The 22,064-nt window shown below is 58.1% G+C and carries 18 protein-coding genes; 3 read left to right on the top strand and 15 right to left on the bottom strand.

Annotated features, from left to right (window positions below; translation table 11 throughout):
• Positions 1-27: 27 nt before the first annotated feature.
• From ATY77_RS18525 to ATY77_RS18490, 8 genes are all read right to left on the bottom strand, one after another.
• The gene (locus tag ATY77_RS18525; protein WP_064843756.1) at positions 28-996 is read right to left on the bottom strand and encodes an ABC transporter permease; all 969 of its coding nucleotides are present in this window, start codon (positions 994-996) and stop codon (positions 28-30) included.
• Positions 996-2,555 carry a sugar ABC transporter ATP-binding protein gene (locus ATY77_RS18520; protein ID WP_064843758.1) on the bottom strand — a complete coding sequence of 520 codons (1,560 nt, stop codon included), beginning with the start codon at positions 2,553-2,555 and terminating at the stop codon, positions 996-998. Before ATY77_RS18520 ends, ATY77_RS18525 begins: the two co-directional genes overlap by 1 nt.
• A 538-nt stretch (positions 2,556-3,093) precedes the next feature.
• On the bottom strand, positions 3,094-3,492 hold the full coding sequence (locus ATY77_RS18515; RefSeq protein ID WP_064843760.1) for a GFA family protein: 399 nt from the start codon (positions 3,490-3,492) through the stop codon (positions 3,094-3,096).
• Positions 3,493-3,494: 2 nt separating this feature from the next.
• Positions 3,495-4,721 (bottom strand): LL-diaminopimelate aminotransferase, encoded by a 1,227-nt coding sequence (locus ATY77_RS18510; RefSeq protein WP_170961509.1) that lies wholly within the window; start codon positions 4,719-4,721, stop codon positions 3,495-3,497.
• Between the two features lie 67 nt (positions 4,722-4,788).
• The gene (locus ATY77_RS18505; protein WP_064843764.1) at positions 4,789-5,958 is read right to left on the bottom strand and encodes an ABC transporter substrate-binding protein; all 1,170 of its coding nucleotides are present in this window, start codon (positions 5,956-5,958) and stop codon (positions 4,789-4,791) included.
• Positions 5,959-6,085: 127 nt separating this feature from the next.
• The gene (locus ATY77_RS18500) at positions 6,086-7,210 is read right to left on the bottom strand and encodes an LLM class flavin-dependent oxidoreductase (protein WP_064843766.1); all 1,125 of its coding nucleotides are present in this window, start codon (positions 7,208-7,210) and stop codon (positions 6,086-6,088) included.
• A gap of 56 nt (positions 7,211-7,266) precedes the next feature.
• Positions 7,267-7,686: a carboxymuconolactone decarboxylase family protein gene (locus tag ATY77_RS18495; RefSeq protein WP_007636445.1), complete on the bottom strand. Its 420-nt coding sequence runs from the start codon at positions 7,684-7,686 to the stop codon at positions 7,267-7,269.
• Positions 7,687-7,756: 70 nt separating this feature from the next.
• The gene (locus tag ATY77_RS18490) at positions 7,757-8,266 is read right to left on the bottom strand and encodes a flavin reductase family protein (RefSeq protein ID WP_064843768.1); all 510 of its coding nucleotides are present in this window, start codon (positions 8,264-8,266) and stop codon (positions 7,757-7,759) included.
• Between the two features lie 129 nt (positions 8,267-8,395).
• On the opposite strand from ATY77_RS18490, the gene ATY77_RS18485 reads away from it, so the two are divergent.
• The gene (locus ATY77_RS18485) at positions 8,396-9,163 is read left to right on the top strand and encodes an SDR family oxidoreductase (protein WP_040114027.1); all 768 of its coding nucleotides are present in this window, start codon (positions 8,396-8,398) and stop codon (positions 9,161-9,163) included.
• A gap of 373 nt (positions 9,164-9,536) precedes the next feature.
• On the opposite strand, the gene ATY77_RS18480 is transcribed toward ATY77_RS18485, so the two are convergent.
• From ATY77_RS18480 to ATY77_RS18455, 6 genes are all read right to left on the bottom strand, one after another.
• On the bottom strand, positions 9,537-10,769 hold the full coding sequence (locus ATY77_RS18480; protein ID WP_064843770.1) for an alpha/beta hydrolase: 1,233 nt from the start codon (positions 10,767-10,769) through the stop codon (positions 9,537-9,539).
• Between the two features lie 109 nt (positions 10,770-10,878).
• Entirely contained in the window at positions 10,879-11,568 is a 690-nt protein-coding gene (locus ATY77_RS18475) for a GntR family transcriptional regulator (RefSeq protein ID WP_007636440.1), read from the bottom strand.
• A 151-nt stretch (positions 11,569-11,719) separates the two neighbouring features.
• Positions 11,720-12,496, bottom strand: a complete 777-nt coding sequence (locus ATY77_RS18470; RefSeq protein ID WP_064843771.1) for an N-acyl homoserine lactonase family protein — start codon at positions 12,494-12,496, stop codon at positions 11,720-11,722.
• Positions 12,497-12,517: 21 nt separating this feature from the next.
• Positions 12,518-13,642 (bottom strand): zinc-dependent alcohol dehydrogenase family protein, encoded by a 1,125-nt coding sequence (locus ATY77_RS18465; protein WP_064843773.1) that lies wholly within the window; start codon positions 13,640-13,642, stop codon positions 12,518-12,520.
• Positions 13,643-13,654: 12 nt separating this feature from the next.
• A complete protein-coding gene (locus ATY77_RS18460; RefSeq protein ID WP_040140103.1) occupies positions 13,655-14,548 on the bottom strand; it encodes an MBL fold metallo-hydrolase in 894 nt (297 codons plus the stop codon).
• Positions 14,549-14,630: 82 nt separating this feature from the next.
• On the bottom strand, positions 14,631-17,147 hold the full coding sequence (locus ATY77_RS18455) for a methyl-accepting chemotaxis protein (RefSeq protein WP_064843775.1): 2,517 nt from the start codon (positions 17,145-17,147) through the stop codon (positions 14,631-14,633).
• Between the two features lie 460 nt (positions 17,148-17,607).
• Here ATY77_RS18455 and ATY77_RS18450 point away from each other — a divergent pair, with 460 nt between their 5' ends.
• Together ATY77_RS18450 and ATY77_RS18445 are read left to right on the top strand one after the other, a co-directional pair.
• Positions 17,608-20,052 (top strand): glycoside hydrolase family 3 C-terminal domain-containing protein, encoded by a 2,445-nt coding sequence (locus ATY77_RS18450; RefSeq protein WP_088688603.1) that lies wholly within the window; start codon positions 17,608-17,610, stop codon positions 20,050-20,052.
• A gap of 208 nt (positions 20,053-20,260) precedes the next feature.
• Positions 20,261-20,518 carry a hypothetical protein gene (locus ATY77_RS18445; protein WP_088688495.1) on the top strand — a complete coding sequence of 86 codons (258 nt, stop codon included), beginning with the start codon at positions 20,261-20,263 and terminating at the stop codon, positions 20,516-20,518.
• Positions 20,519-20,694: 176 nt separating this feature from the next.
• Here ATY77_RS18445 and ATY77_RS18440 read toward each other — a convergent pair whose 3' ends face one another.
• Positions 20,695-21,693 carry an MBL fold metallo-hydrolase gene (locus ATY77_RS18440; protein ID WP_088688494.1) on the bottom strand — a complete coding sequence of 333 codons (999 nt, stop codon included), beginning with the start codon at positions 21,691-21,693 and terminating at the stop codon, positions 20,695-20,697.
• Positions 21,694-22,064: the final 371 nt, after the last annotated feature.

Raw genomic sequence — 22,064 nt, 5'->3', positions numbered from 1 at the left:
TGTGAGTGAAGTCATTACCAGTCCTCTCTAGAAAGCCGTGCGCCGGGCCGTCATGAATACGTTGACGAGGAGCGATGCCACGAGGATCAGGCCGAAAGCCATTTGCGTCACGAACCCCGTCACGCTTCCGAAGCTGAAGGCGGAAAGCAGGTACGAGATGAGGAACATGTTCAGCGCACCAAGCGTGGCCCCCAAAGCTCCTCCTCTCCCGCCAGCCAGGTTTGCGCCACCGAGCACCAGGGCGGTAACCGCCTGGAGCGTGTAGCTGCTTCCCTGGGTAGGATCGCCAGAAGAGATCAATGCCGTATAGCTGAGCGCGGCAAGGCCGACGAAGACGCCGCCGAGGAGATGGGCGCAGATGCGTACGGTGTCGACTTTCACCCCGCTCGTGTAGGCCATCCGTTCGTCAGCGCCTGTCATGCGAAGGTGGGAGTAAAAGGTGGTCCGGCGCATAACGGCCCAAAGAGCCAACGCCGCCAAGACGATGATCAGCACCGGAGATAAGATCGTCGTTCCTGCTCCCCACGTCATCATCCAGTCCGGCGCAACGCCGCCCGGCCTTGACATGACCATGAGGTTCAAGCCTGAAAGGACGAGGAAGCTGGAGAGCGTGACGATGATGGGGGCGACCCGGACGTAGATGATGATGAGCGCCTGCAGCAACTGATACAGTGCGCCGACTGCCACCACCCAGCAAATCACTGCGAGCGGAGACGTGTAACCCCTTGCTGAGAGCCAGCCGATCAGGGTGACGTTCACGAAACCCATCAGCGGGCCAACGGAAAGGTCGACCGAACCGCGGCCTGCCATCACGATCGGTGTCAGGGCCAGCGTCGTGAGGATCAAAGGTGCTGCGACGATGATTGCTCCGCCCATTCCGGTTGCGGTGAACAGCCGCGGCGAGAGCACGGCTGCGGCGACGAGCAACACTCCGAAAAGAACGAGCGGTACGGTCAGCGACCTGTCGAGCGCAGGAAATCCAAAACGTTGCGACATCAGTGTGCCTTTCTCTCTTTGGAGAATTCCATGGTGTCGGCAACCGAGCGGCCGAACATTGCAGCGAGAATGGTTTCTTCGTTGATGTCGGGGCCGTCGAGGGAACGATGGATGCTCCCTTTGTGAAAGACATCAACGCGATCGGCGAAACCGAGAAACTCTTCGATCTCGCTTGAAAGGTAGATTACCGAGCCGCCACCTTCGGCAAACAGCCGAAGCTCGCGATACAGGTCGCGTTTGGTGTTGAGGTCCACGCCTCGAGCAGGGTCGTTAAGAACGATCACTCTGGGATCATTGGCGAAGGCACGACCGATCAGGACCTTCTGCTGGTTACCCCCGGAAAGGGACGTAATGCGGTTGTCCGGGTGCCCGATCTTGACGCGGAGCCGCTCGACCTCCCGGGCAAACGTCTGCTTCAGCCTTTTACGCCTGATGACACCGAACGGCCCCAGGTTCTTTTGGTAGATACCGATGGCGAGGTTCTCGAAAATGCTCTGCTGTGGGAAAATTCCTTCCCGCTTCCGGTCTCCGGATACGTACACAATGCCCTTATTCGCGGCGTCGTCGAGCGTGCTGACTTTGACGAGACCGGTGCTTTCCCGATCCAGGATCCGGACCTCCCCTCCGAACGGCGACATAATCCTGGCGACCAGTCGCACGAACGCGTCCTGGCCCTGGCCGTCCAGACCCGCAACGCCCACGATAGATCCCTGCGGAAGGACGAAGTCGAAGGGTTGCGATGCCTCTTGGGGGCGCGCGCCATGCACGGAAAGAACCTCCTTGCGATCACCCGACAGGCCCGCTGCAGACGTTGAAGCGGCGGCGGAAATCTGGCGGTCTTGAGGGGTCATCATGCGGAGGAGGTTCGCCTCGGTGATCTCGGATTTCTCAAGGACACCGACGGTGAAACCGTCTCTCAGTATTGTCGCCCGGTCGGCGATACGGACGAGCTCAGCGATGCGGTGCGTGACGATGATTACCGCGCACCCCTCGGACCGGAGCCGATCGATCTCTTCGTGGAGCCGGACGGTCGCGTCGAGATCGAGTGCAGCCGAGGACTCGTCCAGGATCAAGACCTTGGGTTTCCTCAGGACGGCGCGGGCGATAACGATCCATTGCTTGATGCTGAGCGGAAGATCACCGACGTTCTGCCTGAGATCGATATGCTTTCCGACCAGGCGGTCCAGAAGGCTTTGCGCAACGCTTCCACGTTCCTTGGAGGATTTCCGAAGCGAGAACAGGTCCTCGCTTCCCACGAAAAGGTTGTCGAGGACACTTGCCTCATCGGCGACAAGGACTTCCTGGAAGATCGTAGCGAGACCAACCTCTTTGGCATCGACTGGCGAGGTGATGGACTTGCCAAGGATTAGGACAGATCCTCCATCGGCAGCGATAACGCCGGACATGATCTTCGCCATGGTGCTCTTGCCGCTGCCATTCTCGCCAACGATCGCGTGCACCTCTCCTGCCCTGGCGACAAAATCGCATTTCTTCAAAGCCTTCGTTTCGCCAAACGATTTGGCAACGGCCGTCATGCTTACGGCGACGTCATTCGTCATGCCCATCCTCCCTTTAGGCAGCAGCAAATCGCGCCAGGGCATCCGATGCCCGGCCTCTTGCTGGATTGTGACTGCCGTCTTTGAATGCTCCGAGTACTCACCCGGCGAACTTCAGAATGACAGATTGTCTGCTAATCTGTCAATAGAGACGTCATGCCCTTGTCGGGATGTCGAGTTGGTTTCGATGAAATCACGATGATATGGTCGCTAGACGCCCCGATATTTGCGAAAGCGCGTTGGCACGCACCTGACGTCCGGTCAGTGGTTCTCAACCGGAACTCGTCCGCCAGATCGGAAGCGATCTGGCGGCCTCCGCTATCAAGCCAAGACCAAAGCGCTGTTGAAGGTGTCCGGTCATGGGAATTACCATCGCACCCACTCCGATGAAGGCGACCGTTTCAATTGGGGGATACGTCACAGCCCAACCTCCACGCTTCGAACGCGGCAAGTGCCACTCGAGTTAGCCCCTTCACGGGCGTGCCCGGGCAAACCGCACTCATTGTCGATCAGCCCATAGGGGCGCGCAACCGTGAAAGGATCACGGGAATTCTTCGAAGTTTTCCTTCGCGGGGTCGTGGGCAAGCCACGGCGTGGCGTGGGACAGCCAGACGTTGGACATAGGAACTGAACCAGGATCAGTGTCAAAAGTGCCTGCCCGCAGCACCTTCATCTCCGGGTTGGCAGGCCGTTCGGCATAAACGTGCGAACCACACCGTGAGCAGAACCACCTCAGTTTTCCAGGCGTCGACTCAAAGCTGTGAAGGACGTCATCGCCGGAAATCAGATTAAAGTTCTCACTCTTCACCTTGGCGGCAGTGTTATGATCGGCCGCATGGGACTTTCTGCACGTCTGGCAGAAGCAGTTCCACATCGGGCCGTCCAGTTCCGACACTTCGTACTGGACCGCTTTACATTGGCAAGATCCGAGGATCGGCATCTTCAAAATCCTTTCATTGCTTTATCGAGTTGTGGCGGTCGCGCGCTCGCGGAAAGCCACCGCTTCAGGTTCCGTGCAGCCTGCCGGATTCTGTCTTCATTCTCCACGAGAGCCAGCCGTACGAATTCGTCACCCATCTCGCCGAAACCGATACCAGGCGAAATCGCGACCTGTGCCTTCTCGAGCACGAGTTTCGAAAACTCCAGCGAGCCAAGGTGTCGGAAATCCGGAGGTATCTTAGCCCATGCGAACATCGTCGCCGCAGGAGCTGGAACGTCGAAACCGGCATCGGCAAAGGTCTTCACCAGTGTATCTCTGCGCGTCTTGTAAATGTCTCGGGCCCGCGCGGCGTCCTCCCCGTCCGAGTTTAGGGCATGAGCGGCGGCGACTTGGATTGGCGTAAATGCTCCGTAGTCCAGGTACGATTTCACGCGCGTCAACGCCCGGATGAGGCGTTCGTTGCCCACCGCAAACCCAACGCGCCAACCGGGCATAGAGAATGTCTTCGACATCGAGGAGAACTCGACGGCCACGTCGATCGCGCCGGGGACTTCGAGAACAGACGGCGGCGGCGGACCGTCGAAATAGATTTCAGCGTAGGCGATATCCGACAGAACGATGAGATCGTGCTTCTTCGCGAAGGCGATGACGTCCTTATAGAAGTCGAGCGTCGCGACGCGAGCGGTGGGGTTCGACGGGTAGCTTATGATGAGCGCCAGAGGCTTCGGTACCGAATGCCGCACCGCCATTTCGAGAGCTTGGAAGAAGGTCTCATCCGGCTCGACCGGTACCGACCTTATCACGCCCCCTGCCATGACAAATCCGAACGTATGAATCGGATAGGAAGGGTTCGGACAGAGAATGACATCCCCGGGGGCGGTTATGGCCTGCGCCATGTTCGCAAACCCCTCCTTGGACCCGAGCGTTGCAACAACCTGGGTATCCGGATCAAGCTTCACATTAAACCGGCGGGCGTAATACGCAGCCTTGGCGCGGCGAAGCCCGATAATGCCCTTGGAAGCCGAATAGCGGTGCGTGCGCGGATGCTGCACCGCTTCGCATAGCTTGTCCACAACCCAGCTTGGCGTGGGAAGATCGGGATTGCCCATTCCAAGATCGATGATGTCGACTCCGGCCGCGCGCGCGCTGGACTTGAGACGGTTCACCTGGTCGAAGACGTAAGGAGGCAAACGCTGTATCTTGTGGAATTCCAACTTCTGGCTCCTTATCGTAGGTCCTCCGCGCCGACGGATGAAGCCGGCGCGGAGGTCGCTGGACAACTTGGGAGGTCGTCGATTACTTCTTCGGGCGCCAGGCCAGCGGATCTTCCGGGCGCTCGAAGTACTGTGCTGCTACGTCCGCGGGCCACCATGCGTCGCCCTTGGGCTCGATCCACGCCGTGGAGTTCGGATCGCAATCTTCCGGAATTGCTTCCTTCACATCGTCGATCGTGTAGGGAAGAGCCGGTCGCAGGATCGACTGGATCTTCGGCCCCTGGCCTTGGAGTGTCCTCATCATCACGTCCCACACCAGGCGAGCATCGGCCCGCGGCGGCCAGAAATGGAAGCTCTGGCTGATGAAGTCGGGATTGTTGCGCCAGTAGCACGCCGCCGACGCCTCGCCGCCGAGGACGATTGGCATCATGTCGCGCCCGGACTGCTGGACCGCGTTGACGACACCGTTTTCCGACGCCGACTGGACCAGGATACCTGCGATTTCGGTAGGGTTGGTCGCGAGGAATTTCTGGACTTCGACCTGGGCGACCTGATCGGTCCACTTGCCAGCGACATCGCCCACGACGGTGATGTCCTTATACTCGTCGAACGCCTTCTTGGCACCGACATTGAAGCTGTCGGACGATGCGAAGCCCGGGATGCCTGAAACCGTCAGGACGTTGCCCTTACCGCCGATTTCCTCCGCCAGCCATTTCGCGGCCGTGTAACCGCCCTGGGTGTTGTTTTCGGTCGCATTGATCGCGTAGGGCGATGTCACGTAACCCGAGAAGGAGAAAACCGGGACGCCCTTGGAATGCGCGTATTCGATGGTCTGGTTGATGGCCGTCACGTTCGAGCAGCAGATGATGATGGCATCGACGCCGTCGTCGACCATCTGGCGCATCTGCTGGATTTGCGTCGCGTCCTTCAGGTCGGACTGCGTGACGACAAGGTCAGATACCAGTCCAGCCTCCTTGTATTTGGGAAGCAGAACCTCGTTCATTTCAGTGAGGATCTGGGCACGCCACGTGTTGCCGGCATAAGTGGACGCGTAGCCGATTTTCCACGGCGGCGGCCGCTTCGCCACAAAATCCTTGAGCGGCGTACCGCCGAGGGGAATTGCCGGGTCCACGAGCTGGTAAAGCTGCTTCTGGTCCGGTGGTAGCGAGTCTAATCCGTCCGCGAATGCGGCGGTGGTCATCAGGCCTAGCCCGATGATCACGCTCAATGCGGTGTAAACCTTCTTCAGCATGTGTAGGGTCTCCTCCCCTTCGTACATCCGCTACAGCAGTCGACGCCGTTGGCGTCGAGCCACGGAATTGGTGAAACGTGTTTCGATTTCGGATCGGTGGCGGGCGGCTTAGCCGCCCGCGGAACGGTCAGTTCCTGAGGCCAGCCTGTTTCAGCAGGGGCATGACGCGGTCGTTGAAGAACGGCAGTTCTTCGTTGTAGTCGACCATTGTGAGAAGCGCGCCGTCGACGCCCGTATTGCTCAACGCGACGAGCTTGTCGGCGACCTGTTCCGGCGTTCCGACGATCGGGTAGCCGCCCCAGCCAGCGATAAAGCGCTCCTTGAACTTCTGGTACATCTCCGCCGAGTGGTTCTGTGACTGAACCTGGAGAACCTCGCAGATGTTTTCGCAGGCTTCCCAATCGCCCTTCTGGTTCACGTAGTAGTCATAGTAGTCCTGGGCTTCCTTTTCGGTCTCGCGAACGACGACCGGGCACGCGGTGAAGGTTCCGAGTTCGCGCTTGTATTCCTCGCGAGCCAGTTCCTTCACCTTCTTCACCCAGGCTGCGCCCGATTCCATGTCCTGCATGAAGCCGAAGTTGAAGTCGCAGAACTTCGCGGTGAAGTGCAGGCCCTTGCCCGAGGAGCCGGCGCAGATGAGGACCGGGCGGCCCGTCTCCTTGTTATAGGGCTTCGGCTCGCTGAACGCGTCTTTCACCTTGAGGAACTGGCCGTCATAGGTGACACCGTTCTTCTTCCACAAGGTGTCAACGATTTCCATCCATTCCGTGGCATATTCGTAGCGGGTGTCGTGTTCCATCATCGGAACGCCGAACATCTCCATTTCCGGGGTAAACCAACCCGTCACCAGGTTCAGGCCGTATCGGCCCTTCGAAATATTGTCGATCGTCGTCGCCATCTTCGTCGCGACGATCGGGTTCAGGGTCGGGATATGCGTCGTCGAGAAAAATTGCAGCTTCGTGGTCACGGCAGCCAGGGCCGCGGCCCAGGTGAACGTGTCCATGTTCACGCCGTTGAAGTTCGTCGGCCCGCCGAAACCGCGCCACCGGGCGATCGGCACCATGCATTCCCACCCAGCCGCTTCGAGCTTTTTGGCAATTTCGACATTATGTTCGAAAGTCGGTTCGAACGTTGATTCCGCGGTGGTGATGGCGCATGCGCTCGAACAATTTGTTCCAAATACGCCAAGCTTCAGCTTGTTGCTGTTAAACATCGGGTTTCCGGCGGCGCGGAAATCATCGCTGGTCGTCATATTGAAGTCTCCTCCACAGAGTTGGTCTGTTCCCGGCCCGAAGGTCGGGGCACCGATTAGATGCCCATGTCCTCGAAGACTTCCTGTGCGACGCGGAAGCTGTCGATCGCCGCGGGCACGCCGCAATAGATCGCGACCTGAAGGAAAACTTCACGAAGCTCGTCCTTGCTGAGGCCGTTATTGATCGCGCCGCGAACGTGCAGCTTCAACTCGTGGGGGCGGTTAAGGGCGGAAATCATGCCCAGATTGAGAAGGCTGCGTGAACGGCGGTCGAGGCCGGGCCTGTTCCAGATCTCGTTCCAGCAATACTCGGTGACAAGCTCCTGCATCGGCCAGTTGAACTCGGTCGCCTTGTTTACCGAAGCGTCGACATATGCACCGCCGAGAACCTCCCGACGGGTCTGCAGACCCTTTTCGAACCGTTCACTGACGGGACGCCCATTCACTTGCGATTTCACATCGGTGGCAATAGTCACGGATCAAACTCCTCATTATCGGCCGAAAGGCTGGTGGATGTGATAGGCCGAAAAAGCTCGGCCAAACGTTTCAGGCGGCAGCATCGATCAGCGCTGCCGATCTAACCAATTTCCCGTCCTCGTAGAGGAGCGGGGCAATATTCTCGATAAACCGGGCCTCGATAACTTCCCCTAGAACGACATCATGGGTGCCGACGGAGACTGCGGAGTTGAGGCTGCAGACGAATGCGGCCTGGGCGTCGCCGAGGATGGGAACGCCGCCAGCCGTGATCCACTCACCATGCGCGAACCTCTCCTCTCCCTTCAGTTTTCCACTAAACAGCGGAACCAAAGGCGCATGGCTAAGATGCAGCATGTTGACCGCGAATTTTCCCGTAAGCTTGAGTGGGCCGCTGATCGAAGCAGATTGGTTGATGCAAACCAGGAGGGTCGGCGGGTCAGCCGTCACCGACTGGACGGCGGTTGCAGCCATTCCGTAACGGGCACCTTCCCATTCCGTTGTGATCAGGCAAATTGTCGATGTGAACCGGCGCAAAGCGGTCTTGAACGCCGCTTGCGCTGCTATTTCAGCACCAGCCATGGTTACCTCCCCAAGTCATTTGATAGCCAAGATAAGCAGATTAGCAGACAATCTGTCAACACGTTTTATTCGTCATTGACAGATTGTCTGCGAAAATGTTTTCTCGATACAGCGAAAGAGGAGACGATTATGGATCTGGAATCGAAAGTATGTGTGGTGACGGGGGCTGGCAGCGGGATCGGGCGCGCTACAGCTGAACTGTTTGCGCGCCAGGGCGCTAAGGTTGGCGTCGTCGACGTCAACATCGATGCCGCACGAGACGTCGCGCGAGAAATGGGGACAGGTGCGATCGCGTTAAAGGCCGATGTGTCTTTGTCCGCCGAAGTAGAGGCGATGGTTAGGTCAGTTAAGGAAAAATGGGGGCGTATCGACGTTCTCGTCAACAACGCGGGGTTCGGAATGACCGGAAACGTCACGACCATCGCCGAATCCGACTGGGACCGGATCATGGCGGTGAACGTGAAGGGGATATTCCTATGCTCGAAATACGTGGTTCCCATCATGGCGGAACAGGGCAGCGGATCCATTATTAACACGACCTCATACACGGCCGTGTCAGCCATCGCTAACCGCACGGCCTACGTGGCGTCGAAAGGCGCGATCTCGGCACTCACGAGAGCCATGGCACTGGACCACGCAAAAGACGGGATCCGCGTCAACGCTGTCGCCCCCGGAACGATCGACTCTCCCTATTTCACCAAGATTTTCGCCGAAGCGGCAGACCCGCAAGCCCTGCGGGAAGACTTCAACGCCCGTGCAGCCCTGCACCGGATGGGCGACCCGGAAGAGATCGCCGAGGCGATGCTTTTTCTAGCTTCGGACCGCTCGCGGTTTGCGACCGGAAGCACTCTCACCGTCGACGGAGGATCGTCGATCGGGAACCACTTGGTGCGCTAAAGCACATGGGTGCTGATGGGTGCCTCCTTCTTGACCAAGGGGAGGCACCTTTACTGTGGCAACTACATGTCGGAAACACAGAGGCCGCGGCGGGAAGATAGAGATCACGCGCAAGGCTGCGTGATCAGGACCCTGCGATGAGGCGCCGCTACGGCATTTTTTAAACGCATCGCCGCGCCTGATCCTTCACTCAGATATCGCGGGAATTTTTCCAATTTCTTACCGGAATTTCTCGGGAGCGTGAGGATGCCGCCCCCGATGCCGGCTGTGTCATCGCCGGGACGCCAATTGCGAAGCCTCGGTAGGCGCCCGCCCACTTTCAAATTTGATCGCCCGGCGTGTTGCACCGAGCGACCAGAGTCACTGCGACCGCTTAGCGCGCGGCTTGCCGTACGAACTCGAGCCCTTTTACAAGATAGCTCCGAAAGAAATTCGGGTGTTCGCACATGGGGAAATGACCCAGCCCATCCATGACGAGGTGGAGGCATCCCGGAATAAGTTCGGCGAGCCTGGCCCCATCCGTCGGAGTGGCTGAGTAGTCATAGTCGCCCGAGAGCAGCGCCACCGGGGTGCGCGACGGGTCAATCCGGGGAGTTGTCACTGCTCCGTCGAACTCGTCGCTGTAGAAGGAAAGATCGCCTGGGTAAACTCCGGGTGCTCCCTGCGAATAGATCCAGCTTGACCTCCTGCGGTCCCCTGCGGGGCTGAGTGGGCTCATGATCCCTCTGACATACGCCGAGTTATGAAGTGAGCCGTGTACGTTTACGTTGTGCTGGTATGGGTTCCGGCGTCCCTTGGAGCGGAAAGGTGGCTCGATCGCCACGATCCCGAGGACATGCTCCGGCCGTTCCGCGGCGAGAACCAGCGACATTGCCGCGCCCATGGACCCACCCGCGACAATCGCCTTTTCGCGAACCACCTGTTCGAGTATGGCCGTGCACCATTTCAGGTACAGCGATGCCGTGAGCTTGTAGGGTGCGCCATCCCATGTCAGCGGCGGCATGGACCGACCGTGGAATGGTAGGTCAACCGCGATCAGCCTGTAGTTTTTCGCAAGCTCGGTGTCCGCCAGCTGAGGCAAGAATTGGCGGCTATCCGCTCCGGCGGTGTGGAGAAACAGGACCGGCACCCCCTCGCCTGCTTCTTCGTAATATATTTCATGGGGGACGTCATCGATATCGACGACGGCATACTGCCCCCGGATTTGACGCAGGTCGCGTTGCGCATGCTCCGCTTTCATCTCGGGGGACGTTACGACGAGCTCAATCACCCGTTCCAGAGCCGGGCGTGCTTTCGCGAGGGCGAGCGGTGAGCCGGCGATCTCGAAGAGAGGGTTTGCAAGCTGTAACGCCGTGAAGGAATGAAAGGTGGCGGGCGGCGGCGTCATCAGAAGCTGCTCCCAGGCGTCTGCAGTGGCCCTCACTGTCACCTGGGGGTCATCGCTTTCCCCCCAGATCGCCGCGCCGCCTTCAGCGAAATTGAGGGCGATCACCTGATCGCCGACGTAGAAGGCGATGTCCATTGTCAGGTCCGGAGTGAGCCGGGGCAATTCCGGATCCCCAAGAGCCTCCGCCATGCGGGACCGCAATTCATTAAAAGTGCCCAAAGCAACCTCCCTGTTCGAACGAGCGCCAGGCCGCACGCGTCGGCAGCGCCATGACTTCGAATAAGCAGATTATCAGACAATCTGTCAATACCGGCTGTTGCCGCTTCCTTTAATCGCCGTCGTTTTCGGAGGTTTTACGAAGGTAGTCCAGTGCGACCTTAGCCGCCATGTCGATGTGGTACTTGCAGGCTGCGGCGGCTTTCGCTCCGTTTCGGTCAGTAATGGCCGCAGCGATCTCCTTTATCTCTTCCACACTGTGGTTCAAGCGCCCCGGCTGCGTCATCGACGTCATGCGCAGAAGAGTCACCCGATTGTGGAGCGATGTCAGCATTTGCTTGACGAAGACGTTTCCACTCCCTTGCATCAGGCAATCGTAAAACGCGGTTTTCGCCTTGATGAGCCTGCTCCCACCGCCGCTTGCCGCCGCTTCCGCAAACTCAGCAACCGCCTCATTGAGTGTATGGATATCCTGGGCGGTTCCGTTTTCAGCGAATTCCTTTCCGGCATAGCTCTCTAGCAAAGCCCTGACGCTGTAGAGCTGAGCGGCTTCTTCGTAAGTGATAGTGCTGACGACGGGACCGCGGTGCGGATAGCTGGTAATGAGGCCCTCGGCCTCGAGTTGTCGAAGCGCCTCGCGGATTGATGTCCGTCCTACACCGATCGACTCGCAGAGTTCTCGCTCAACGAGGCGCTGACCCGGCTTGAAACGGCCGCTTGATATCGCCTGCCGCAGTTTATCTTCTACCTGAGTGCGCAATGTGGCACTCTGTCGTGCAATCTGTAAATCCATATCACCCATTGGATCCAAAAGTCCGTTTTACCAAGGCCGAAAGCGGCCGTGCAAGTCATGGTACTATATGGTGGGTTATCCTGGTGAGACAACCCGATTGTCTGACAAAAGCGAAGAACGCCTCAGCTTTATCTCTTACCGGACATTCCACGCGTCCCCATTACCGTAGAACCTTTGCAAAAGCGAGATCGGGTGACAGCGATGGAAAACCCGTCAGGACTGCGGGATCATGGCCTGGAACAAGTAAGCCGGACGGTCCTGATAGTTCACGGAGCGTTCGGTATCCCTCCAGTACGTCGGCGTAATCGGCAAAAAGCGGAAAGACGTCGTCATGCTCCAGATAGCGTTGAAAATGGAGTGCGTCCGATGCGATGACGACGACTTCATCGCCATCGTCCAGCCTCACGACCTGAAGGCCTTTGGAATGACCGCCGACGAGATGGATGGTGAGTCCCTCCATAATCTCGCCGTTCCCGTCGTGGAAGCGCATTCTGCCGGAAAACGTCAGGCGGACCGCATCAACGACGGCGTCCACTGCGAAGGGACGCCGAAGACGATCATGGCACATGCATCGTCCTGTACCGTAGGCCATCTCCCGATCCTGCAAGTGGAACAGGGCTTTGGGGAAGTCCACAAGGTTTCCCGCGTGATCATAGTGGAGATGCGTGATAACGACGTCGGTAATGGACGATGCGGAAATCCCGAGCTGGCGAAGCGCCTCGACCGGATGGATCAACATGGTCCTCCCGCGCCTTTCAGCCTCCTGCGGGCTAAACCCGGTGTCAACCAGGATCAGACGTTCACCATGGCGGATCAACCAGACGAAATACTCGATCCTGCCCGGGGCGTCGTGGGGATCTCCTGCTTCCAGGCCGAGTTCGCTAACGGGCCGAACCGCAGTGCCGTAATGTATCGCCAGGACTTTCCAGTCGTTCAAATTCTCGCTCCTTCCGCAGGCTCAGGGAACCAGCAGATGCCGGATCACCTCGCCACGGTCTAACCGGTCGAAGGCCTCGTTGATTTCCTCAAGCGGGCCAGTGCTCGACAGCAGTCTCTCCACGGGCAACCTGCCTTTGAGGAACAGGTCGATATAACGGGGAATATCGCGCGAAGGCACGCAGGACCCCATGTAGCTGCCTTTGATGATGCGTTCTTCCCCGACAAGAGGAAGCGGCGAGATCTCGAATTTGGTGTTCACGTTCGCCAGACCCGCTGTGGCTGTCGTGCCGCCGCGCCGCGTAATGCCATAAGCGGTTTCGAACGCTTTGCTCGACCCTGCCATCTCGATGGCGTAGTCCACTCCCCCGCGTGTCGCTTCCTTGACCTCGCCGACCACATCCGGCGAGGTTGCCAGGAAGGTACGCGTCGCGCCCAGCGACCTAGCCAGCTCAAGCTTTTCCGGCATCAAATCGATGGCGACGATCTCGCTTGCTCCGCTGGCCACCGCTCCGAGGACCGCCGACAAGCCCACGCCCCCAAGGCCGATGACGGCGACCGACTGTCCCGGCTTCACGCCACACGTGTTTACGACCGCACCGACGCCTGTCATGACGGCGCATCCGAACAGGGCCGCCATCGTGACGTCCACATCTTTGGTGATCTTGACGACCGAGTGCGCCGACACGATCGCGTATTCCGAAAACGCCGATACGCCGCTGTGATGGTTGATATCGTAGCCGCGAAGACGGATATGCTTGCTACCGTTCAACAATGTCCCGGCGGCGTTTGCGCGATAGCCAGGCTCACAGAGGCTAGCGCGTCCTCCCGCGCAGTAATCGCAGTGTCCGCAGATCGGCAGGAACGACATCACGACGTGATCGCCAACCTTCACTGTATCGACACCGGGTCCGATTTCTTCGACGATGCCGGATGCTTCATGCCCCAACGCGACAGGCAGCGGGCGGGGCCGGTCGCCGTTTATCGCCGACAGGTCGGAGTGGCACACACCAGCGGCCTTGATTTTGACCAGGACCTCAAGATTGCCCGGAGGCGTCAGATCGACGGTCTCGACACTGAGAGGTCGCGAACTTGCATACGGCTTGGGAAGCCCTGACTCTCGGAGAATGACGGATTTCATCTGCATTGTCGTGTATTCCTATCTCGAGAGCATCTGCATGGCGGCGGGTACGTAGCGGAAGCCTTCCCGCTCCCGGGCGACGTTGCCGAGCCCGGGCCACGCAAAGTGATAGGACATCACTGGTATGCGGTCTGTCGCGAGCATATCCAGCACCCGGGTGCGCGAGCGCGCCGAGAGCTTGGGATCGGTGTCGTACTTGAACTCCATCCACGGGCGTTCCATCAGCAGGATATGATGATGGGTGAGATCGCCGAGGAAGCAGAGCCGATCGTTGTCAGACTGCATGAGGAAGCAAAAGTGGCCCAAGGTGTGGCCTGGAGCGTGCACCGCTTGCACGCCCGGCAGGAACTCCTGACCGTCCACGAAATGCGCTATCCGATCACGGTGTGGAAGAAGGTTTCTCCGGGCATTTTCCACCTGAGCCTTGAAACCGGCATCAAGCTTGCCTCCGTCGGTCCAGTCATCGAAGTCGCTTTCGCTTATGAAGATCTCCGCGTTCGGAAAATTAAGCTTGCCGTCCTGATCGCAAAGTCCGCCGGTGTGGTCGATGTGTGCGTGGGACAACACCACGGCATCGACTTCCAAGGGGTCGATGCCTGCCTCCTGCATGCTTTTCAGCAAGCGGCCGGTCGTCGGCCCGAAAATCTTCGACGTCCCCATCCCGGTGTCGAACAGGATGGTCTTTCCGTTAATTTTGACCAGCGGGATGTTCTGCTCGAGGGTTACCGACGAACTGGACAGGAAGTTCCTGTCGAGCATTTCCGTCACTGTGGCCGCGTCGACTCCGAGAAAATTCTCCCGCGGGTCGCCCAATTCCAACGGTCCGTCCGAAAGCACCGTTATTTCGCCGGTTCCGAACTTGAACGGATAGAAATAGGGCAACTTAGTCTGATGCGCTTGGTCATTGAGCACGCCGGATATCCTCCCAGATTGGCTGTACCATTTGACAGATTGTATGAAAATCTGTCAACAGAATATTGATGATAGTCTGTCGTCAGGAAACGATCGAAAGCATGTGACCCCTCGGCCTGCCGATGTTGAACTGTTCTATCTGCTGCATCAGTCGCTGGGTCTCCTTTGTGAGTTCCTGAGTGGCGGCGTGGGCTTGCTCGGCGATGGCAGCGTTTCGCTGGGTGCTGTCATCGATCTCGCCGACGGCCTGGTTCACTTCGATAAGCGAAGCCGCCTGGTCCCTGCTTGCCGCAGCGATAAGCTCAACCCTTTCGGAAATTCCGGCAACATTCGACGATATTGCAATGAGCACCCTGCCCGCCTCGTTCACCAATCGCGATCCCGAGGCGACTTCCTCGGTCGATCTTGCGATGAGTCCCTTGATTTCCTGGGCGGCTAGAGCCGACCGCTGGGCAAGTTCCCGGACTTCTTGGGCGACGACCGCGAAACCCTGCCCGGCTTCTCCTGCTCTCGCGGCCTCGACGCCGGCATTGAGTGCCAGGAGATTGGTCTGGAAAGCGATCTCGTCGATTACGCCGATGATTTGCGAAATGCGCCCGGAAGCCGCTTCTATTCGGCCCATAGCGTCGACCGCGTTCGTGACCACTGAAGCAGACGCATCCGCGGCCTGCTTGGTTTCCTTTACAAGCCGGGCTGCGGCCTGCGCCTGCTCTGTCGACGAATGCACCGTCGCGGTGAGTTGATGAACCGCAGCCGCTGTCTCCTCCAACGACGCGGCTTGGCGCTCGCTGCGGCGGGAGAGATCATCGGCGCCACTGCTGAGATTGTCTGCATTTTGCCGAATGAGCACGATGTTGCCGCGAAGTTCCGACATCGTCGCCTGCAAGCGCAGCAACGAATTGTTGAAGTCTTTTCGCAACTGTTCCAGCCGCCCGGAGAACGGTTGATCGATCGTGCTCGAAACATCACCGTTGGATAACCTCTCCAGCCCAGCGGCAAGACTGTCGACGGCGTCGCCGATCTGTTTGTCGATCTGGGCTTTCTCCGCCTCGTTGTGCCGACGTTCAGCTTCGGAAGCTGATCGTTGACGATCCGCGTCGTTCTCGATCTCGATTTTCCTTACGGCATTCTCCCTGAAGACACAGAGTGCCCGGGCCATTTCTCCGAGCTCATCAGCGCGCTCAGAACCGCCGATCTCTATGTCAAGGTCCCCTTCGGACAAACGCCGCATGTCGTCGGTCAACCGGACGACAGGTTTCTTGAAAGTCGCAATCATCCCGAAGCCAGCGAGAAGCGCGACGAGGACGCCTGCAAATATCGTGATGAGGGCAATGCCGTTCGCACGGGCCGTCTCTTCGATGGCCCTGGCACGCTGGGCGTCGGCAAACGTCGTGAGGTGGCCCCATATGGTGTTCAACTGGTCTGTCGTTTGCCTATATTGCGCACGCCTGACTTCCGAGATCTCGACGAGCTTCGCACTGTCCTGCGTCATACCCTCTACCGCCGGAGGGACCGTATTCTGGACTGCCTTGAAAAGGTCGAGATCGGAAGCGGCACTCCAGATGTCCAATATCTCCTTCTTCGTTCTGTCGAAGTTCTGGATGAGTTGCGCGCGGTTTTGTTCGGTAGGGTCGGCTATGAAGCGCGCAAGGTGTATCCTGATGAGATAGCTGGAGTCCGAAAGTCTTCGGCTGCCGTCCAAGGCGCTGCTGATCTTGGCCAAACGTTGGTCGAGACCTGCGAACTCGACGATTGCTTTCTTTGTTTGCTGGTTCGCCACCGCGTTAATCCCGACGGAGATTTCCTTGAACGCGGACATTGCGGTGTCGAGGCCTACGGCGTTGTCCGATGCGGCGCCCTGCGACAGAATTTCTGTTACGCTTTTCACCGCGCCGTCGACCGAGCTCGACAGTTTTGTAGCGTCCGACGGCAAGGAAGCCCGCAGATTTCGGGCGCTTCGACGCAACTCGCCCACTTTGCCGCGCAAATATTCGAGTTTCAGCTCGGTCGTTCCGGCGGATTGGTAGCCCGCGGCAAAATCAAGGAAGAAGGTTGCATAGCCTGTCACCCTGTCGGCATCGCGCAACATCGATTTGGCGGCGCCCTCGGACTGCTCGCCGGACTTCCTCAACTCGTCAGCTAGCCTGAGCATTTCATCCTGCGACCAAACCAGCGATTCAGAATGATTGGCGATCGAGGTTATCAGTTGCTCTTCGCTTTCATGGATGCTCCAGAGAGAGCCAAAATTGTCCACCACGTCCCGCATAATCGCGTTTGCCGACAGGAGGCCTTCGCTTTCCCCCGTAGCTCCGGCATTCGTCACTAAAGCTTGCAGATGCGATTGCTGGGCGAGCAGGTCAGCCTTCACGCGATCGCGCCTTTCTTCCGACGCCTCATCGAGAAACTCTCTCATCGAGGCGGAGACGTCACGGAAACCCGAGAGCACCTGCATCACCTGGCTCGAGGTTTCCAGGCGGCTTTGTAGGAGACCCGCGGCGTAGTGCCCCAAAAATCCCACCGCGCAAATGCTGATTATGAAAGGCAGTACGAAAATGATTACTTTTGTCTGTAGCCGGAAACGGGACAACAGCCTGTCCATCGTGGTCCATCCTTGTCCATAGGCGGTGAAGAAGCTTCATCAATCGGGATCCGCCTCCGATGGAGACATCGAATCATCAATGACGACACGAGGCTGCGCGACTGAGGATTGTCTGTCAACAGATTGTCTGATAGCATGTTCAGGTTTTCAAATTGTCTCGCGAACTTGCGGAGGAATAACTCCAGAACCGGCGCTGCCGCAGCCGGCACAACTTTCACCGCTGACATCGATCAAACCGCGATGTCCTTGTTTTCAGTGGAAAGCGGTGACGTCATCTCGGCCACGTGAAGGCTGCGAACATGTCGTCGTCGTGGTGACGGCGCCTTGGTGAACAAACGGGCCTTCCTTCTCATGGATGGACGGCTCCACGGATGACGCCGACCTCACCAGCTTTCCCAATATGCATATAGAGATGCCCGATCTGGGAACGGTAAGTGTTGAGATTGAGGAAGCAGAGAAGATGACTGATACGAGAGCATTGCTCGATAATATGACCTTGGCCGAGCAGGTCTCGCTACTTTCCGGCGATACGTTCTGGTCTTTACCGCCCATCGACCGCCTAGGGATAGGGAGATTGCGCTTGACGGACGGCCCCAACGGCGCCCGCGGGGCGGGGTCTTTTGTCGGGGGTGTGACTGCAGCGGCTTTCCCGGTAGGCATTGCCATCGGAGCGAGTTGGAACCCGGACCTAGCCAGGGAAATCGGCAGTGCGCTAGGTGACGAGGTTCTTTCCAAAGGGGCTCATGTCTCGTTGGCGCCGACCGTTAACATCCAGCGCAGCGTCACAAACGGCCGCAACTTTGAGTGTTTCTCTGAGGATCCGATACTGACGGCGGAACTTGCCGTCGGCTATATCGAAGGTCTGCAGTCCAAGAAAGTGGGTGCCACGATAAAACATTTCGCCGGCAACGAGTCCGAGATCGAACGTACAACCATCTCTTCAGATATCGATGAACGCACTCTGCGCGAAGTCTACCTAATACCCTTTGAGGCGGCGGTGAAGCGGGCAAAGGTCTGGGCCGTGATGTCTTCATATAACAAACTAAACGGTACTTACACGGCGGAAAGCCATTGGCTGTTGAACGAGGTACTACGCGGTGACTGGGGTTTTAACGGCGTGGTGATGTCGGACTGGTTCGGCTCGCGTTCGACCGCACCCACCGTGAATGCTGGGCTGGATCTGGAGATGCCGGGCCCGACCCGCGACCGCGGCTCCAAGCTTCTGGCGGCGATCGACGCGGGCGAGGTAAGTGTCGAGACCGTCCGCGCCTGTGTGCACAATATCCTGACCCTGATGGAACGCACCGGCGCAATCAACGATCATCGCGAGTTTAAGGAGTACGCCATTAATCGGCCGGAACATAGGGCACTCATCAGGCGCGCGGGAGCGGAAAGCGCAGTTCTGCTACAGAATGACGGCATCCTGCCATTGGCTCAGCAAGGTACGGTCGCCATCATTGGACCCAATGCCAAGATCGCGCAGGTTATGGGAGGCGGCTCGGCGCAGTTGAACCCCCACTATGTCGTCAGTCCGTGGCAGGGGCTGGCGGACGCCCTGGGTGAGGAGAACGTGTGCTACGCTCAGGGTTGCAGCAATTATCGGTTTCAGCCGCTGATCGAAAACCCGACAACCTTCGAATTTTTCCAAGAAAGGGAGCTTGCTGGCGGGCCCGTGAAGGTTATCGAGGAACCGTCGAGCCTCGGTGTATGGTTGCCCCCCGTGGCCGGGGGCCTAGTCGATCCGTATCGCTTTTCCGCCCGAATGCGCACCGTATTCACAGCCTTAGAAGCCGGCGTCTATCGCGTCGGCCTGACCTCGGCCGGGCTTGGTCGGGTCTATGTGGACGGCAGGCTTGTGGTGGACGCCTGGGCTTCCTGGACACGTGGTACCACATTCTTTGAAGAAGGCTGCGAGGAGGTCGTGGGCGAAATCACGCTCGAAGCCGGCCGTACATACGAGGTCGTCGCCGAGTACGCCCGGCACGATCACGTCAACCTCTATATCGCCGCAATTCGGGTAGGAATAGGCAGGTTTTCGGCCGAAGCGGAGATTGCCGAGGCAGCAGCCGTCGCCGCGAAGGCTGATCATGCGGTAGTCTTCGTGGGCAGAACGGGCGACTGGGATACCGAGGGCTCCGATCTCCGCGGCATTGCACTTCCTGGTCTGCAGGACCAGCTTGTTGAGGCGGTAATTGCGGCCAATCCGAACACGATTGTCGTCCTACAAACCGGTGGACCGGTGGAAATGCCCTGGCTTTCCGGTGCTCGTGCAGTACTGCAATGCTGGTATCCCGGTCAGGAAGCTGGCAACGCGATCGCCGATGTGCTCCTTGGCAAGGCCGAGCCCTCGGGCCGACTGGCACAGACTTTCCCCGTGCGCTGGGCTGACAATCCCACACATACCGAGGATGACGCGGTCTATCCAGGCAAGAATGGCCATGTGCGATATGACGAAGGTGTGTTCGTTGGATATCGGCACTACGATCGCCAGGACATTAAGCCACTGTTCCCCTTCGGTCATGGTCTCGGTTATTCAAGCTTTGCGATGTCAGACCTGACGGTGGGGCTGCCGGATCCTGCCGGCGCGGTGACAGTGACACTGGGATTGACCAACGTCAGCGAGCGGCCAGGTTCGGCAGTGGTGCAAATCTATGTGGGCGATGTTGAAGCATCTGTACCCAGACCGGTTAAAGAATTGAAGGCCTTCTCGAAAATCGGCCTGGAACCCGGTGAGAAACGAAGGCTCAGTTTCATTCTTGACGCCCGAACATTTGCCTTCTTCGACACGACCGAGCGGTGCTGGCGGATAGAGACGGGGGAATTTGCAGTTATGGTTGGGTTCTCGGCCACCGACATCCGTTTGAGTGGAACTGTCACGCAAAAGGGCGCTGTCTTAGCGCTCTAATCGTGCAGAGAATCAAAGACTACGTTTGGCGGTGGTTGAGTCCCAAAAAAAGAGCGCAGTGGCGGTGAAGCTCGGTGAATGAGTGAATGAATGGCTCAAGACGGGCGATATTGTCATCGACAGGAAGGATACCGACCTTCATAGGCGGCGAAGATGGCGTCGGAAGCGTTGGCGGACACGTTCAAAATTACAGGCACAGGATGCGGCGATGCTGAAAACCGACACCCGCCAAGCAAATTGGCGCCGTGCTAATCCAGCGAAATATGATGCTCATCTTGCTGTACAGCGAGCTGTAAAGGCAGGCGAGCTGGAAAAGCAAACATGTGAGGTCTGCGGGACTGAAATGGTCGACGCCCATCATGATCAATACGACGACCCTTTAAAGGTGCGCTGGTTATGCCGACGGCATCACACGAGGCTTCACCACTACGGCGAGGATATGTTTCCGATCAGGAATGGCCTTTAGGTGCGGTCCGCCGATCGCTCTTGATTTCAGTTGGCGTTCCCGCGAGACTTGATGTCTAGCAACGCGATGAAGGCGCACACTGCTTGTTGCGTAACTTCCGCCATGTGATGATTTCGTTCGACTGCCCTCCGGATAGGATTGACGCGAAGGATTGCCCTCGCGCCCTTCTCTACCACTCAGTCCAACAGGCTAAGATGTAGTGGCTCAGGAAAATACTCGAAGCCCTCTCCCGCTATGCCAACGTGCCCGTAGCCCGGCCATGGGAAGTGGTAGGACATGAAGGGTATTCTATTGGAGGCCAGCATTTTCAGAATGCGCACACGCGATTGAGCCGACAGTTTGGGATCGGTATCAAACGCAAATTCCATCAAAGGCTTTTCGAACAGAAGCACAGGATGATGAGTGAGGTCGCCGCCATAGCACATTGTCTTTCCTGCTGATTCAATCATAAAGCAGCTATGGCCGAGTGTGTGTCCAGGAGCGCTAATGGCATGAATACCAGGAAGAAACTCTTGTTCGTCTTGGAAAAAAACCATGCGGTCCCGCACGGGTTTGAGGTTGTGGATCGCGGCTTTAACAAGACCGTTGAGATCGCCTCCAAGTTTTTTCTCGTCGGTCCAGAAATCGTAGTCGGTTTGGCTGATGTACACCTGGGCGTTTGGAAACGTTGGTTTCCCGTCGTCGCCCCAGATTCCGCCGACGTGGTCCCAATGAGCATGCGAACAGACGACAGCGTCAATATCTTCCAGCGCAATATTCGCGGCGGCCAAGCAAGACTTGAGACGGCCAGTCGTCGGGCCAAATTGCTTAAGCGATCCCATCCCCGTGTCGAACAAAATCAGCTTGCCACCGATGTTTACGACAGGTGCGTTCTGAGCGAGAACGACCTCATCCGTGGGCAGGAAGCTGTGGTTTAGCATGGATCTTATCTCGTCGGCCGGGACGCCGAGAAAGCTTTGTGTCGGGTCGCCGAGCGGAAGTGGGCCGTCTGATACGATGGTTACCTGGGCGTCCCCAATGGCAAATCGATAAAAGTCCGGAGCTTGTGCCCCAGAAACGGGGCTCGCCCTAGCGTGAGCCGCTATACTGTTCGAACCCAAAACGGCTCCACTCAAAGCAGCTCCCCCTGCCAATAGTAAGTTGCGGCGGTCGATCTCGAAACGTTCACTTCCCATTTCACTCCTCCCCATTTGTAAAAAAGCGTCTGCAGACCGCGCTTGTCTTGCGACGGATTTCGGCTTTGTCTGCATCGGAAAGGTATCAAGTGGCAGGTCTACGACAACTGAATTGCAAGTCCATTTCAATGAGCATCGCTCAACAAATGATCTCGCTCGGACCTGCGATTAATCAATCGAAACAACCGGTTTCGGGGTACCGCGTTGCTCCGGCCATCAGATCTCGTTGGCTTACGGTGAGTTCGAAAGAACTCTTGGCTCCCTGACTGCGGGACGCGGCTCGCATCCGAATATCGGCAAGATTATCGTGGATCGCCTTGGCTGCCTCTTTGTCATGTGAGTGGCTCTGCGTCAGGTCGCCAACGGTGTTC

Origin of the sequence: Rhizobium sp. R634 (assembly GCF_002211305.1) — a bacterium.
Classification (GTDB): domain Bacteria; phylum Pseudomonadota; class Alphaproteobacteria; order Rhizobiales; family Rhizobiaceae; genus Rhizobium.
This window is presented reverse-complemented; position numbering and strand designations above follow the sequence as displayed.

Excerpts from the sequence above, each read along its gene's own strand:
- ATY77_RS18505 (WP_064843764.1), bottom strand. The coding sequence starts at position 5,958 with ATGCTGAAGAAGGTTTACACCGCATTGAGCGTGATCATCGGGCTAGGC.
- ATY77_RS18525 (WP_064843756.1), bottom strand. The coding sequence starts at position 996 with ATGTCGCAACGTTTTGGATTTCCTGCGCTCGACAGGTCGCTGACCGTA.
- ATY77_RS18485 (WP_040114027.1), top strand. The coding sequence starts at position 8,396 with ATGGATCTGGAATCGAAAGTATGTGTGGTGACGGGGGCTGGCAGCGGG.
- ATY77_RS18490 (WP_064843768.1), bottom strand. The coding sequence starts at position 8,266 with ATGGCTGGTGCTGAAATAGCAGCGCAAGCGGCGTTCAAGACCGCTTTG.
- ATY77_RS18515 (WP_064843760.1), bottom strand. The coding sequence starts at position 3,492 with ATGCCGATCCTCGGATCTTGCCAATGTAAAGCGGTCCAGTACGAAGTG.
- ATY77_RS18465 (WP_064843773.1), bottom strand. The coding sequence starts at position 13,642 with ATGCAGATGAAATCCGTCATTCTCCGAGAGTCAGGGCTTCCCAAGCCG.
- ATY77_RS18445 (WP_088688495.1), top strand. The coding sequence starts at position 20,261 with ATGCTGAAAACCGACACCCGCCAAGCAAATTGGCGCCGTGCTAATCCA.
- ATY77_RS18455 (WP_064843775.1), bottom strand. The coding sequence starts at position 17,147 with ATGGACAGGCTGTTGTCCCGTTTCCGGCTACAGACAAAAGTAATCATT.
- ATY77_RS18500 (WP_064843766.1), bottom strand. The coding sequence starts at position 7,210 with ATGACGACCAGCGATGATTTCCGCGCCGCCGGAAACCCGATGTTTAAC.
- ATY77_RS18450 (WP_088688603.1), top strand. The coding sequence starts at position 17,608 with ATGACTGATACGAGAGCATTGCTCGATAATATGACCTTGGCCGAGCAG.
- ATY77_RS18440 (WP_088688494.1), bottom strand. The coding sequence starts at position 21,693 with ATGGGAAGTGAACGTTTCGAGATCGACCGCCGCAACTTACTATTGGCA.
- ATY77_RS18520 (WP_064843758.1), bottom strand. The coding sequence starts at position 2,555 with ATGACGAATGACGTCGCCGTAAGCATGACGGCCGTTGCCAAATCGTTT.
- ATY77_RS18475 (WP_007636440.1), bottom strand. The coding sequence starts at position 11,568 with ATGGGTGATATGGATTTACAGATTGCACGACAGAGTGCCACATTGCGC.